12 protein-coding genes are annotated in these 13,549 nt (G+C 62.9%); 7 read left to right on the top strand and 5 right to left on the bottom strand.

What is annotated here, in order from left to right; genetic code table 11:
- Positions 1 to 39 precede the first annotated feature (39 nt).
- The 4 genes from BM403_RS16775 (at position 40) to BM403_RS16760 (ending at position 4,691) form a co-directional block, all read left to right on the top strand.
- Positions 40 to 972, top strand: a complete 933-nt coding sequence (locus BM403_RS16775; RefSeq protein WP_093543826.1) for a 3,5-dioxohexanoate:acetyl-CoA acetone transferase — start codon at positions 40 to 42, stop codon at positions 970 to 972.
- A gap of 63 nt (positions 973 to 1,035) precedes the next feature.
- Positions 1,036 to 1,914: an SMP-30/gluconolactonase/LRE family protein gene (locus tag BM403_RS16770; RefSeq protein ID WP_093543824.1), complete on the top strand. Its 879-nt coding sequence runs from the start codon at positions 1,036 to 1,038 to the stop codon at positions 1,912 to 1,914.
- A 73-nt stretch (positions 1,915 to 1,987) separates the two neighbouring features.
- Positions 1,988 to 3,310, top strand: coding sequence for an MFS transporter (locus tag BM403_RS16765; RefSeq protein WP_046034536.1), 1,323 nt, complete (start codon positions 1,988 to 1,990; stop codon positions 3,308 to 3,310).
- A 55-nt stretch (positions 3,311 to 3,365) separates the two neighbouring features.
- A complete protein-coding gene (locus tag BM403_RS16760; RefSeq protein WP_093544165.1) occupies positions 3,366 to 4,691 on the top strand; it encodes an MFS transporter in 1,326 nt (441 codons plus the stop codon).
- Here BM403_RS16760 and BM403_RS31555 read toward each other — a convergent pair.
- Entirely contained in the window at positions 4,646 to 4,891 is a 246-nt protein-coding gene (locus BM403_RS31555) for a hypothetical protein (protein WP_139237981.1), read from the bottom strand. The two genes, BM403_RS16760 and BM403_RS31555, sit on opposite strands and share 46 nt — an antisense overlap.
- A gap of 60 nt (positions 4,892 to 4,951) precedes the next feature.
- Between BM403_RS31555 and BM403_RS16755 the strand changes: the two genes are divergently transcribed.
- Together BM403_RS16755 and BM403_RS16750 are read left to right on the top strand one after the other, a co-directional pair.
- Positions 4,952 to 5,875: a LysR substrate-binding domain-containing protein gene (locus BM403_RS16755; RefSeq protein WP_012722791.1), complete on the top strand. Its 924-nt coding sequence runs from the start codon at positions 4,952 to 4,954 to the stop codon at positions 5,873 to 5,875.
- Positions 5,876 to 5,924: 49 nt separating this feature from the next.
- Complete coding sequence (locus BM403_RS16750; RefSeq protein ID WP_093543821.1) at positions 5,925 to 6,287, top strand: 5-carboxymethyl-2-hydroxymuconate Delta-isomerase; 363 nt, start codon at positions 5,925 to 5,927, stop codon at positions 6,285 to 6,287.
- A gap of 125 nt (positions 6,288 to 6,412) precedes the next feature.
- Here the strand turns inward: BM403_RS16750 and BM403_RS16745 are convergent, their stop codons facing one another.
- The 4 genes from BM403_RS16745 to BM403_RS16730 all read right to left on the bottom strand — a co-directional run bounded on the left by BM403_RS16745 (position 6,413) and on the right by BM403_RS16730 (position 11,941).
- On the bottom strand, positions 6,413 to 7,348 hold the full coding sequence (locus BM403_RS16745; RefSeq protein WP_093543819.1) for a LysR family transcriptional regulator: 936 nt from the start codon (positions 7,346 to 7,348) through the stop codon (positions 6,413 to 6,415).
- Between the two features lie 137 nt (positions 7,349 to 7,485).
- Positions 7,486 to 8,673 (bottom strand): cyanate transporter, encoded by a 1,188-nt coding sequence (locus BM403_RS16740; RefSeq protein ID WP_093543817.1) that lies wholly within the window; start codon positions 8,671 to 8,673, stop codon positions 7,486 to 7,488.
- Between the two features lie 203 nt (positions 8,674 to 8,876).
- Complete coding sequence (locus tag BM403_RS16735; RefSeq protein ID WP_093543814.1) at positions 8,877 to 10,319, bottom strand: aldehyde dehydrogenase family protein; 1,443 nt, start codon at positions 10,317 to 10,319, stop codon at positions 8,877 to 8,879.
- Positions 10,316 to 11,941 (bottom strand): 5-guanidino-2-oxopentanoate decarboxylase, encoded by a 1,626-nt coding sequence (locus BM403_RS16730; protein WP_093543812.1) that lies wholly within the window; start codon positions 11,939 to 11,941, stop codon positions 10,316 to 10,318. Before BM403_RS16730 ends, BM403_RS16735 begins: the two co-directional genes overlap by 4 nt.
- A 112-nt stretch (positions 11,942 to 12,053) precedes the next feature.
- Here BM403_RS16730 and BM403_RS16725 point away from each other — a divergent pair, with 112 nt between their 5' ends.
- Positions 12,054 to 12,926, top strand: a complete 873-nt coding sequence (locus tag BM403_RS16725; RefSeq protein WP_093543810.1) for a LysR substrate-binding domain-containing protein — start codon at positions 12,054 to 12,056, stop codon at positions 12,924 to 12,926.
- Positions 12,927 to 13,549 lie beyond the last annotated feature (623 nt).

Genomic DNA, 13,549 nt, shown 5'->3' with positions numbered 1-13,549 from the left:
CAGGATTTTTTTCATAAGAATAAAAGTCGGAGATTCGTCATGTCCAAAAATCGTCCTGTCATCATTACCTGTGCCGTCACCGGTGCGATTCACACGCCGTCGATGTCGCCGCATTTACCGATTACCGCGCAGGAAATTGCCGATGCCGCCATCGGCGCCGCCGAGGCTGGCGCCGCGATTGTCCACCTGCATGCCCGTGACCCGGTTGACGGCCGCCCCAGCCAGGACCCGGCGCTGTTCGCCGAATTCCTGCCGCACATCAAGGCCGCCAGCGACGTGGTGATCAACATCACCACCGGCGGCGCACCGACCATGGGCGTGGAGGAACGCCTGCAACCGGTGATGCAGTTCAAGCCGGAACTGGCCTCGCTGAACATGGGCTCGATGAACTTCGGCCTCTACGAAATGCTCAACCGCTTTACCGAGTTCAAGCACGACTGGGAACGGCCTTACCTGGAAGAGAGTGACGACCGGATTTTTCGCAACACCTTCCGCGACATCACCCACATCCTCAATTCGTGCGCCGAGAACCGCACGCGGTTTGAGATCGAGTGCTATGACATCGGCCACCTGTACACCGCCGCGCATTTCCTCGAACGCGGCCTGCTCAAGCCGCCGTTGTTTATCCAGTCGGTGTTCGGCCTGCGCGGCGGCATCGGCGGCCACCCGGAGGACTTGGCACACATGCGCCGCACCGCCGACCGCCTGTTCGGCGACGACTACGTGTGGTCGATCCTCGGCGCCGGGCGTGGGCAGATTCCGCTGGCGACCATGGGCCTGTCCATGGGCAGTAACGCCCGTGTCGGCCTGGAGGATTCGCTGTGGGATGGCCCGGGCAAGCTGGCGGCGTCGAATGCCGACCAGGTACGGCGTATTCGCACGGTGATCGAAGCCCTCGGGCATCGGGTCGCCACGCCGGATGAAGCGCGGGAAATCCTCGGGCTCAAGGGGCGCGACCAAGTCAATTTCTAACCCGAAAAACCGCCGCGTCAAGGCGCGGCCTGCATCCCGCACAACAACAATAAGGGGATCACCATGCGTATCGAAGTGCTTGTGGACGTCAAGACCACCCTGGGCGAAGGCCCGGTGTGGGACGTCGAGCAACAACGTTTGTATTGGATCGACAGCGCCGACGGCCGCATCCTGCGCTGCACCGAGGATGGCCGCGAGTTGCGCGCCTGGGAGGTGGGCCAGAAGATCGGCTCCATGGCCCTGCGCCACGCTGGCGAGTCTGCGATTGTCGCGCTGCAGAACGGCGTGCACACACTGGACCTCAGCAGCGGTGAGCTCAACCTGGTCATCGACCCGGAACCGCACCTGCCCGATAACCGCCTCAACGACGGCAAGGTCGACCGGCAGGGCCGTTTCATCTTCGGTTCGATGGACACGCTTGAAGACAACGCCAGCGCCAAGCTTTACCGCCTGGACGCCGACCTGAGCCTGCACACCCTGGACGAAGGCATCATCGTGTCCAACGGCCCTTGCTGGAGCCCGTCGGGAGAGACCTTCTACTTCTGCGACACCTGGTCCGGCGAGATCTGGGCCTACGACTATGACCTCGCCACGGGCAATGTGAGCAACCGCCGCACCTTCGCCAAGGTCGACACCGGCGGCGGTGGCGCCGCCGACGGCTGCACCGTGGACGCCGAAGGGTGCCTGTGGCAAGCCCTGGTCTACGCCGGGAAGCTGGTGCGCTACACCCCGGAGGGGCAGGTCGACCGCGTCATCCAGATGCCGGTGAAAAAGGTCACCAGCCTGACCTTCGGCGGGCCGAACCTCGACACCCTGTTTGTGACCTCTATGGCCAAGCCGCCGCTGCCGCGTTTCCCGGCAGACGGCCAGCAGCGCGGAGCGCTGTTCGCCATTACCGGGTTGGGCGTGCAAGGAATAGCCGAGCGACGGTTCGCCAGCTAGCGCGTGTGTTCAAAAAGGCATATTCCTTCGCAACCTTGTGTCAGTGCGCGCCCTTACGCGCCTGGAGAGGCCCATGGCAACTATAAAAAAAGCGTCGCTGCGCAGCATTCACCGGCATTCCTGGGTATCCCTGCTGGTCTGCTGGATGATCTGGATCCTCAACGCCTACGACCGTGAGATCGTATTGCGCCTGGGGCCGACCATCTCCAAGCATTTCGATTTGTCCGCCGATCAATGGGGCACCGTGGCCACGGTGGTCATGCTGGCCTTGGCGTTGCTGGATATCCCCGGCTCGATGTGGAGCGACCGCTACGGTGGCGGCTGGAAACGTGCGCGCTTCCAGGTACCGCTGGTGCTGGGCTACACGGCGATTTCGTTCCTGTCTGGCTTCAAGGCGTTGAGCGGCAACCTCGCCACCTTCATTGCCCTGCGAGTCGGCGTCAACCTCGGCGCCGGCTGGGGCGAGCCGGTCGGCGTCAGCAACACCGCCGAATGGTGGCCGGTGGAACGTCGCGGCTTTGCCCTGGGCGCGCACCACACCGGCTACCCGATTGGCGCGATGCTCAGCGGCATCGTCGCGAGTTTTGTCATCACGGTGTTTGGCGAGGACAACTGGCGTTATGTGTTCTTCTTTGCCTTTGTGGTGGCGCTGCCGTTGATGATCTTCTGGGCGCGTTATTCCACCGCCGAGCGCATCACCGCGCTGTACGTCGACATCGCCGCCAAAGGCATGACCCCGCCGGACAACGCGCCGGCCAGCCAAGTCAAAGGCGAAGCCTGGCGCACCTTTGTCGCCACCTTGCGCAACCGCAATATCGCCCTCACGGCCGGTAACACCATGCTCACGCAGGTGGTGTACATGGGCGTGAACATCGTGCTGCCGGCCTACCTCTACAATATCGCCGGGCTGTCATTGGCCGAGTCGGCAGGGATGAGCGTGGTGTTCACCCTCACCGGCATCCTCGGGCAACTGGTGTGGCCGTCGCTGTCGGACATCATCGGCCGGCGCACCACCCTGATCATCTGCGGGCTGTGGATGGCGGCGAGTGTCGGCGCGTTCTACTTCGCCAATACCCTGACGTTGATCATCGTTGTGCAACTGCTGTTCGGCCTGGTCGCCAATGCGGTGTGGCCGATCTACTACGCGGTGGCCTGCGACTCGGCCGAGCCGTCGGCGACCTCCACCGCCAACGGCATCATCACCACAGCGATGTTCATCGGCGGCGGCCTGGCGCCGGTGCTGATGGGCAGCCTGATCGCCATGGGCGGCGGTTGGACCACGCTGCACGGTTACACCGTGTGTTTCTTCGTGATGGCCGGCTGCGCCCTGGGCGGCGCGCTGCTGCAACTGTTTTCCCATCGCCCCCAGGCGTTGGTTGTGCAACTCGACTCCTAGAACAACACCGATGCGCCCCCCAGCCTGGCTGGCGGGGCGCCAAGAGGAATTGCCGATGACTTCCGCCCCCCACGCCCGCGAGCCGCAGGCGTTGAACAAACTGATGTTCGTCAAGCTGATGCCCTTGCTGATCATCGCCTACATCCTGAGCTTCCTGGACCGCACCAACATTGCCTTGGCCAAGCATCACCTGGATGTCGACCTGGGCATTTCCGCCGCGGCCTATGGACTGGGCGCGGGGCTGTTTTTCCTGACCTATGCGCTGTCGGAAATCCCCAGCAACCTGATCATGCACAAGGTCGGCGCCCGCTTCTGGATTGCGCGGATCATGGTGACCTGGGGCCTGATCTCGGCGGCCATGGCCTTTGTGCAGGGCGAGACCTCGTTCTACGTGCTGCGCCTGTTGCTGGGGATTGCCGAGGCCGGTCTGTTTCCAGGCGTGATGCTGTACCTGACCTACTGGTTCAACCGCGAACAACGGGCGCGCGCTACCGGTTATTTCCTGCTCGGCGTGTGCTTCGCCAACATCATCGGCGGCCCGGTGGGCGCCGCCTTGATGCGCATGGACGGTATGCTCGGCTGGCACGGCTGGCAGTGGATGTTCCTGCTGGAAGGCTTGCCGGCCGTGGCGTTCGCCTGGGTGGTGTGGCGCAAACTGCCGGACCGTCCGAGCAAGGCGCCCTGGCTGTCGGCCGAGGAAGCACGCGGGATCGAACAACGCATCGCGCTGGAAACCGAAGAGGGCGCGGGCGAGGGCGGGCACTCGTTGAAAAACTGGCTGACCCCACAAATCCTGCTGGCGATCTTTGTGTACTTTTGCCATCAGATCACTATCTACACGGTGATCTTTTTCCTGCCGAGCATCATCAGCAAGTACGGCGAACTGAGCACCATGAGCGTTGGCCTGCTGACCTCCTTGCCCTGGATCGCGGCGGCACTCGGCGCGGTACTGATCCCGCGTTTCGCCACGACGCCGGGGCGTTGCCGTCGACTGTTGGTCACCGGGCTGCTGACCATGGCGCTGGGGTTGGGCATTGCGTCGGTGTCGGGGCCGGTGTTCAGCCTGCTGGGCTTTTGCCTGTCGGCGGTGATGTTCTTTGTGGTGCAGTCGATCATCTTTCTGTACCCGGCCTCGCGTCTCAAGGGCGTGGCACTGGCGGGCGGGCTGGGGTTCGTCAACGCCTGCGGGCTGTTGGGCGGGTTTGTCGGGCCGTCGGTGATGGGCGCGATCGAGATGAGCACCGGCAATGCGATGAACGGCTTGAAAGTGATTGCGCTGGTGCTGGTGGTGGCCGCGTTGGCGGCATTGCGTCTGCGCCAGGGCCAGGAGGCGGCTCAGACCAGCAGCGAAGTCGGAAACCCGGAAGCCAGCACCAGATAAGCCACGACCGCCGCCAGGCATAACCCGACAAAGGCGCGCAGCAGTGTCCTGGCGGTGGGATGAGCGATGAACTTGATGGCCCAGAGCAAAACGCCGCCGAGCAGGATGCTTAAGGCAAGAATGACCAGCACGGCGGTGTTCCTGTGACCATTGAGAGCTGATTTATAGTCGCAAAGCGCCTGGATGAACAGTGTGCGCATAGACGCAGCCCCCCGCGCTTTCTAAACTGCGGCTTGGCTTGGGGAAAGGGGCTGGCGCCGATGAATCGCAATGAATTACGCAAGGCCGACATCAACCTGATGGTGGTGTTCGAAGCGTTGATGCTTGAGCGCAATGTGACGCGGGTGGCGGAGAAGCTGTTTCTCGGCCAGCCGACCATCAGTTCGGCCCTCAACCGCTTGCGCACGCTGTTCAACGACCCGCTGTTCATTCGCGTCGGCCACCGCATGGAGCCCACCGCGCGGGCCGAGGAAATCATCCAGCACCTGTCGCCGGCCCTGGATTCGTTGTCGTCGGCCTTGAGCCTGACCCACGATTTCGACCCGTCCGTCAGCACCATGACGTTCCGCATCGGCCTGTCCGATGATGTCGAGTTCGGCCTGCTGCCACCGCTGCTGCGCGCCTTGCGCCAGGAAGCGCCGCAAGTGGTGTTCGTGGTGCAGCATGTGGACTACTGGCGCATTCCCGATTTGTTGGCCTCCGGCGATATCACCGTCGGCATCACCCAGACCCGTGGCCTGCCGGCCAATGCCAAGCGCAAGCTGCTGCGCCATATCCGCCCACGCTTGCTGCGCGCCGATGCGTCGGACACACCGCTGACCCTCGATGAATATTGCTCACGGCCCCATGTGCTGGTGTCTCACACCGCCAACGTGTCGGGCTTTGCCGATGAGTGGCTGGCGGAAATCGGTCGAAAACGCCACGTGGTGCTGTCGGTGCCGCAATACAGCGCGCTGCCGGCCTTGCTGGCCGGCACGGACCTGATCGCCAGCCTGCCGGACTACACCGCCGAGGCCATGGCGGTGTCGGGCCACCTGTTCTGCGAGCCGTTTCCGTTCGAGACGCCGACCCTGGATTTGTCCATGGTCTGGCTCAGCCATGTGGACACCGACCCGGCCGAGCGCTGGGTGCGTTCGCGGCTCGAGGCGTTTATGAGTGATCGAGGGTTGGCGACCCAGGCCTGACTCACGTGATATATCTACAAATCTTCCTACAACAAATTCGGAGCCCTCCATGCCACATCTGCACTTGGAATACACCGCCAACCTGACGAACCTGGCCGTTGAGAAAACACTGCTAAGGCTCAACAACGTGCTGATGGCGTCCGGGCAGTTTGGTTCCGAGTTCGATATCAAAAGCCGAGCGCTCAAGGTCGAGAGTTTCCAGGTCGGCACCTCTCTCGACCCGCGTGGCTTTATGGCGGTGAGGCTGTCACTGCTCAGTGGGCGGTCGCCACAGGTCAAGAAACAGCTGTCGGAGAGCCTGCTGGCAGCACTGCAGGATCTGGGCGATTGGCCGGCGGATATCCAGGTTCAGCTGAGCGTCCAGGTGATAGATATGGATCGCGAGTCCTACAGCAAAGTCGCCATTGGCTGACACACCATCAACTGTGGCGAGGGAGCTTGCTCCCGCTGGGCTGCGCAGCGGCCCCAACATCTTGGGAGCGCTTCGCACTGGAGCGCCAGCCCGGTCCAACGGGAGCAAGCGCCTCGCCACAGACGTTAGAGTAACCCCTGATCCGCGCACACCTTCACCACCTGCTCACGAAACCAGGTATTGGCACTGTCCTGTTCACTGGTTTCATTCCACTGCATCTCCAGCGTGAACCCCGGCAAGCCGTTGGGCACTTCGCAATGGCCGAACACCGTCGCGGGCGCCAGCAGTTTTTGCACGCGGCGCGGCAGGGTGACGATGAAGTCGGTGCCGGTGATCATCTTCAGCGCCGCGCCGTAGCTGTTGGCGCGGGCGATCACTTGGCGCTTGTGCGCCTGGCGCGCCAGCCAGCCGTCGATCATGTTGGTGTCGGAGGTCCACGGCGTGGGGAATACATGGCGCCGCTGGACGAAGGATTGCAGGCTGAAGGCCGCTTCCCGCGGTGCCGAGCGCTTATCGAAGACGCACACCAGATCGTCCTCCAGCAACATCTGGGTGCGGAAGTCTTTATGGGCACGGTGGAAGTTGGGGCCGAAGCAGATCACCAGGTCCAGGCGACCCTCACGCAGGTCATCGGCGGGGATGTCGGTTTCCAGTTTCTGCACATTGACGATCACCGGCAGGTCGGCGTGATCGAAGTGTTTCAACAGGCGCGGCAGGATCAACTGTTCGAAGTATTCCGGCGCGCAGACATTGAACGTCACGGCTTTCTGGGTCGGGTCGAAGGCCTGGCCACCGGCGTGGCACAGGTTGATGCTTTCGAGGATCTTCTGCACATGGCCGTACATGGTGGTGGCCTTGTACGTCGGCCGCATGCCCGCCCGGGTGTTGATAAACAGTTCGTCTTCAAAACTGGTGCGCAGCTTCTTCAAGCTGTAGCTCACGGTGGACTGGCTGACAAACAGCGTTTCGGACACCTCGGTAACGCTGCTCTGATCGTAGACGGCGATAAACACCATCAAGTCCTGCATATCGAGTTTTCTGAGCAAGTTACTGTTTAACATCGGTTTCGTCCGTAAACCCGTTGTACCGAACTCAGTACAAGACAGCGCAAAAGCTTAACGGAACGGACGTGCCAATAGAAAGCGCTGTAGGGCATTTCTATGTTTGCTGTGGGACAAATACTGTTTGCAACACGACCTCAGCGGATATGGTGCGCGTAATGCTTGGGGTTAAAACGCACGACGATCAGCAGCATCACCACGATCACTGCCGTCAGCGACCACCAGGCCCATTCGAAGCTGCCCAGCTGGTCGCGGATCATCCCGGCGATCAGCGGCGACAGCCCGGCAATCAGGTAGCCAATACCTTGCACAAACGCGGTGAGGCCACCGGCGCGGCGCGGGTTGTCGAGGTGGTCGAGGGACAGGATCAGGCTCATCGGGAACAGGCCGCCGATGCCCAGGCCCAGCAGGCAAGGCCACAGCAGGCTCAGGTGTTGCGGGCTGAGGATCAAGCCGCAGAAACCGAGGATGATCAGCACCAGCAGCACGGCCACCACCCCGCGTTTATCCTGGCGGCGGTTGGCGATGGCGGGCGTGACCAAGCCGGACACCACTTCCATGGCCGTCAAAAAGCCCAGCAGCAACCCGGCGTTCTGTTCGCTCCAGCCTTGCTCCACGTAGTACGGCGCGAGCCAGGCGAGTACGCAGGTATAGGACGCGGTGCCCAGGCCAAAGAAGACTGCCAGCAACCAGGCGCGGCCATTGCCGAAAAACGATTCTTGAGGGCCGGCGCCGGCTTGGGGCAGGGGCGGCAGCGCTGAGCGCTGCGCATACCAGAACACCAGGGCCAGCACGGCGAGCACGGCCCAGATCGCCAGGCCAATGCGCCAACTGCCGGTCTGCACTTGCACGAAGGGCGCAAACGACGCCGCCAGTGCCGCACCGCCCATGATCGCGGTGACGTACAGGCCCATGAACAGCGAGACGTTATCGCTGAACCGCGATTTGATCAGCGCCGGCATCAACGCCTGGATCATCGCAATCCCCACCCCGGCGGCGATGGCACTGACGATCAACTCCAGCGCCGAGTCGAGGAACAACCGCGACAGCGTGGCCACGCCAATCACCAGCAGCGACACCACGATGCTGCGGTGCTCGCCAAAGCGCTTGGCCAGGCCCATGCCAAAGAACATCGCCAAGCCCATGGCCATCACCGGCAACATCGTCAGCAAGGCGGCGCTGCTGAAACTCAACGGCACATCGGTGCGAATCGACGACAACAGCGGGCCCACGGCGGCCATCGACGGGCGCAGGTTGAGGGCGACCAGCACGACGCTGATCATCAGCCACAGGGCGGTGGTGGGTTTGGTGTGAACGGTTTCCATGGGACGGCCTTGAGTGAACAAGGGGGCATCAGGCCATGGGCGGGGGAGTGGGGCAAATGAGAAAGTCGCTAGGTCTATCTAAAAATTGCGCTGATCAATATGTGGGAGAGGGCGAGCCCCCGATAGCAGTGGTTCAGTCAGAACATTGTTGACTGACACACCGCCATCGGGGGCAAGCCCCCTCCCACATTTGACCTGCGCCCTCAGTTGGATCTGATCACATGCTTGATCTCCTGAAACGCCGCCAACCCCCACGGCCCTAGCTCGCGGCCGATGCTGCTCTGCTTGTAACCGCCCCACGCCGCTTGCGCAAAGATCACTTGCGGCGCGTTGATCCACACCAGCCCGGCCTGCAAGGCATTCGCCACGCGCTCGGCGGTTTCGTTGTCACGGCTGACCACGCTCGCCACCAAGCCGAAATCGCTGTTGTTGGCCAGTGCGATGGCCTCGTCCTCAGTCGCGAACCGTCGTACACACAGGACTGGGCCGAAGATTTCTTCGTTCCACAACGCGCTGTCCAGCGGCACATCGGTGAACACGGTGGGGCGAATGAAAAAGCCCTTCGGCAGATCCGCCGGGCGCTCACCGCCGCAGAGCAAACGGGCGCCGTCTTCGATGCCGCGCTGGATATGCCCCAGCACCCGCTGATACTGCACGCGGTTGATCAGCGCGCCCATTTCTACTTCATCGGCAAAGGGGTCGGCCACGCGAATGCTTTCAGCGCGTGCCTGAACACGCTGCAGGAATTCATCCGCCAGGCTGTCAGCCACCAGCACGCGACTGGTGGCTGAACACATCTGCCCAGCGTTGAAAAATCCACCGCCACAGGCCAGTTCCACCGCCAGGTCCAAGTCGGCATCCGCCAGCACCAACAATGAAGATTTGCCGCCCAATTCCAGGCTCACGCCCTTGATGGTTTCGGCCGCGCGTTGCATCACCTGCACACCGACGGCGTTACTGCCGGTAAAGGAGATCTTCGCTACTCGACGGTCTGCCGCCAACGGCGCGCCGACGTCCAGGCCGGTGCCACACACCAGGTTGAACACCCCGGCCGGTACGCCTGCTTCGGCGATAATCCGCGCCAACTGCAACTCCGCCAACGGTGTGACTTCCGATGGCTTGAGCACCACGCAGCAACCGGCCGCCAGGGCCGGGGCGAGTTTCCAGGCGGTGGTCACCATCGGGAAATTCCACGGCACGATCAGCCCCACCACGCCGCACGGTTCGCGACGCAGGCGTGCGCTGAAGTCAGCGCTGGGCAGCGCCACCGGGCGGTCCTGGCCGGCGTCCAGGTCGTCGGCCACCGTGGCGTAATACTCGAAGGTGGCGATCACGTCGTCCACATCGATCGCGGCTTCAAATAGCGGCTTGCCGTTGTTGCTCGACTGCAGGTGCGTCAACTGTTCGCGCTGCTCGCCCACGCCCTGGGCGATCCTGCGCAGCAGGGCGGCGCGATCGCGGCCGGTGCTTTTCGACCAGTCGGCGAGGGCTGCGCTGGCGGCGTCGACCGCCAGGCTCACGGTGCCCGCATTGCCGACGCTGACCTGGGCCAGGATGGCCTCGGTGGCCGGGTTGATCACCTCCAGCACGGCCTCTCCGGCACGCCACTCACCGTTGATATACACACCGTTCACGACCGGGCTCATTGCGCCACCTCCCGCATCCACTGGCCTTGGTCGATTTCAATCAGTGTCGGTCCCTGGCGATCAGCGGCGTTGCGCAATGCCGTGCGCAGTTGCTCGATGCCCTGGATGCTTTCGGCCGCACAGCCCAGTGCCTTGGCCACACCCATAAAGTCCGGGGTGTAGATGTCCACGCCGACCGGCTCGATGGCACGGTTGAGCATGTATTTCTTGATCTCTTCATAGCCGTGGTTATTCCACAGCAGCACGATGATCGGCGTGCGTGCTTCCACGGCGCTGGCCAGTTCCGGCAGGGTGAATTGCAGGCCGCCGTCGCCGATCAGGCACACCACCGGTTGCCCATCGCCACGCCCCAGCCAGGCGCCGATGGCGGCGGGCAGGGCGTAGCCCAAGGTGCCGTAGCCGGTGGACGAGTTGAACCAGCGGCGCGGGTGGTCGAGGTTCAGGGTCAGGTTGCCGCTGTACACCGGTTGGGTCGAGTCGCCGACCAGCACGGCGTTGGGCAGTGTGTCCAACACAGTGTCGAGGAACAGGGTTTGCGCACGGGTGGCGGCGTCCCAGGCAGGGTCCAGTTCGGTCCACAAGCGTGCGACACGTTCAGCGCCCCAGGCACTGTTGCGTGGCGGCAATGGTTGGCTGCTCAGCGCGTTCACCAACGCCTCGGCGGCGATCTGTGCGTCGGCCACCAGCGCCACCTGTGGCGGGTAGTTGCGCACGGTCTGGTCCGGGTCGATGTCGATGCGCAGCAAGGCTCCGGGAATCTCGAAACCGCCGGCGAAGGTGACGTCGTAGTCGGTCTCCGCCAGCTCGGTGCCGATGGCCAACACCACGTCTGCTTCGGCCACCAACGCACGGGTGGCGACCAGGGTCTGGGTCGAGCCGATCAGCAGCGGGTGGCGTGCGGGCAGCAGGCCTTTGGCGTTGATGGTCAGGGCCACCGGCGCGCCGAGCGCCTCGGCCAATTGCGTCAGTGTCGGGGCCGCGTCGATGGCGCCGCCACCTGCCAGAATCAAGGGCCGCTTGGCCGCCGCGAGCAACTGGCTCATCTGCTTGACCGCCGACGGCGCCGCACCGGCACGGGCCACGCTGACGGGCTCACTGCCGAGCAGTGCGTCGGCATTTTCCACCAACACATCCAGCGGGATTTCGATATGCACCGGTCGTGGTCGTCCGGCCTGGAATAACGCAAAGGCCCGCGCCAACACGCCGGGTAATTCCGCCGCCGACATCAAGGTGTGGGAGAACGCCGCCACGCCGGCCATCATCGCGCCCTGGTTCGGCAGCTCGTGCAACTTACCGCGCCCGCCGCCTAATTGGCTGCGTGACTGCACGCTGGAAATCACCAGCATCGGGATCGAGTCGGCATAGGCCTGGCCCATGGCGGTGGTGATATTGGTCATGCCGGGGCCGGTGATGATGAAGCACACGCCGGGCTTGCCACGGGTGCGCGCATAACCGTCGGCCATGAAACCGGCGCCCTGTTCGTGGCGCGGGGTGACGTGACGGATGCTGGAACGGGCCAGGCCGCGGTACAACTCCACGGTGTGCACGCCAGGGATGCCAAACACCTGGTCCACGCCGTAGCCTTCCAGGAGGTTGACCAATACTTCGCCGCAGGTCGCCATAGAGGTCGCTCTTGTTATGGATTCGAGGCGCTATTGGAGCGGCTGGCCGGTAGCGACAACAATCGATAAAAAGTCATACTAGCCATGTCCTCACGTCATGGCTCCGCCTGTTATGAAACGCCTCCCGCCACTGCCTGCGCTGCACACCTTCTGGGTCACGGCCCAGTGCTGCAATTTCACCCGCGCCGCCGAGCAATTGCACATCACCCAAGGCGCGGTGAGCCGGCAGATTGCCGGGTTGGAAAGCCATTTGGGCTACGCGCTGTTCCAACGCCAGGCGCGCGGCTTGAGCCTGACCGAAGAGGGCCGCGAATGGTCACTGCGCGCCCACCAGGTGTTCGGCCTGATCAGTGAGGCGGTCGAGCAGATCGGCAATCGCCGCCAGACCCTGCAACTCAAGGCCTCCACCTGTGTGATGCGCTGGCTGCTGCCGCGCCTGATGCAATGGCAGCGGGAGCGCCCCGACGTGCCGGTGGAACTCACCACCACCGTGGCCTACACCGTGGACTTTCGCCGTGAGCAATTCGACGCGGCGGTGATCTATGCGCCCATCGCCGAGCAGTCGGCTGAGGCCCGGCACCTGTTCGATGAGCAACTCACCCCGGTCTGCGCGCCGGCGTTGCTCGGTGGCTTGCACACACCGGCCGACCTGCAGCAACAGGTACTGCTGCACCCCACGCGCGATGAGCGGGATTGGGCGTTGTGGCTGAAGGCGGCGAATACGCGGCTGAACAATTTGAGCCAGGGGCATCATTTTGAAACGCTGGATCTGGCGATGACGGTGGCGTCCCAAGGTTCGGGCGTGGCGATTGGCGACAGTGCGTTGATTGGCGAGGATTTGAAAGCGGGGCGATTGGCGACGCCGTTTGAACTGAGGGTACCGACGGGGATGGGGTATTACCTGGTGTATCCACCGGACACCAAACCATCGGCGGGGCTCGAAGCCTTAATGGTTTGGTTAGTGAGCCAAGCACAACAACCGTAGCGCTGAAGATCAACTGTGTTGTGTCAGTAGCCGACGGTGAAGCGTTCGGTGCGAGTGCTTGGGCGATTCAACGTTTCCAGCGACTTGAAAATCCCAATGTGGGAGGGGGCTTGCCCCCGATAGCGGTGGTTCAGTCAACGATATTTCAACTGACCCACCGCCATCGGGGGCAAGCCCCCTCCCACAGTTTTAACTGTGTTGTGTCAGTAGCCGACGGTGAAGCGTTGGCGCGAGTGCTTGTGCGATTCAATGTTTCCAGCGACTTGAAGATCCCAATGTGGGAGGGGGCTTGCTCCCGATGGCGGTGGTTCAGTCAACGATATTTCAACTGACCCACCGCCATCGGGAGCAAGCCCCCTCCCACAGTTTTAACTGTGTTGTGTCAGTAGCCGACGGTGAAGCGTTCGGTGCGAGTGCTTGTGCGATTCAACGTTTCCAGCAACTTGAAAATCCCAATGTGGGAGGGGGCTTGCCCCCGATGGCGGTGGTTCAGTCAACGATATTCCAACTGACCCACCGCCATCGGGAGCAAGCCCCCTCCCACAGTTTTAACTGTGTTGTGTCAGTAGCCGACGGTGAAGCGTTGGCGCGAGTGCTTGTGCGATTCAATGTTTCCAGCGACT

The sequence above is a fragment of the Pseudomonas sp. OV546 genome (genome assembly GCF_900116845.1).
In the GTDB taxonomy this organism is placed as follows: domain Bacteria; phylum Pseudomonadota; class Gammaproteobacteria; order Pseudomonadales; family Pseudomonadaceae; genus Aquipseudomonas; species Aquipseudomonas petroselini.
Note: the sequence above shows the minus strand (reverse complement) of the source record. Positions and strands in the feature narration are given on the sequence as shown.

What these genes read in the sequence shown, in the direction of transcription:
- BM403_RS16775 (WP_093543826.1), top strand. Translation starts at nt 40, where the DNA reads ATGTCCAAAAATCGTCCTGTCATCATTACCTGTGCCGTCACCGGTGCG.
- BM403_RS16770 (WP_093543824.1), top strand. Translation starts at nt 1,036, where the DNA reads ATGCGTATCGAAGTGCTTGTGGACGTCAAGACCACCCTGGGCGAAGGC.
- BM403_RS16765 (WP_046034536.1), top strand. Translation starts at nt 1,988, where the DNA reads ATGGCAACTATAAAAAAAGCGTCGCTGCGCAGCATTCACCGGCATTCC.
- BM403_RS16760 (WP_093544165.1), top strand. Translation starts at nt 3,366, where the DNA reads ATGACTTCCGCCCCCCACGCCCGCGAGCCGCAGGCGTTGAACAAACTG.
- BM403_RS31555 (WP_139237981.1), bottom strand. Translation starts at nt 4,891, where the DNA reads ATGCGCACACTGTTCATCCAGGCGCTTTGCGACTATAAATCAGCTCTC.
- BM403_RS16755 (WP_012722791.1), top strand. Translation starts at nt 4,952, where the DNA reads ATGAATCGCAATGAATTACGCAAGGCCGACATCAACCTGATGGTGGTG.
- BM403_RS16750 (WP_093543821.1), top strand. Translation starts at nt 5,925, where the DNA reads ATGCCACATCTGCACTTGGAATACACCGCCAACCTGACGAACCTGGCC.
- BM403_RS16745 (WP_093543819.1), bottom strand. Translation starts at nt 7,348, where the DNA reads ATGTTAAACAGTAACTTGCTCAGAAAACTCGATATGCAGGACTTGATG.
- BM403_RS16740 (WP_093543817.1), bottom strand. Translation starts at nt 8,673, where the DNA reads ATGGAAACCGTTCACACCAAACCCACCACCGCCCTGTGGCTGATGATC.
- BM403_RS16735 (WP_093543814.1), bottom strand. Translation starts at nt 10,319, where the DNA reads ATGAGCCCGGTCGTGAACGGTGTGTATATCAACGGTGAGTGGCGTGCC.
- BM403_RS16730 (WP_093543812.1), bottom strand. Translation starts at nt 11,941, where the DNA reads ATGGCGACCTGCGGCGAAGTATTGGTCAACCTCCTGGAAGGCTACGGC.
- BM403_RS16725 (WP_093543810.1), top strand. Translation starts at nt 12,054, where the DNA reads ATGAAACGCCTCCCGCCACTGCCTGCGCTGCACACCTTCTGGGTCACG.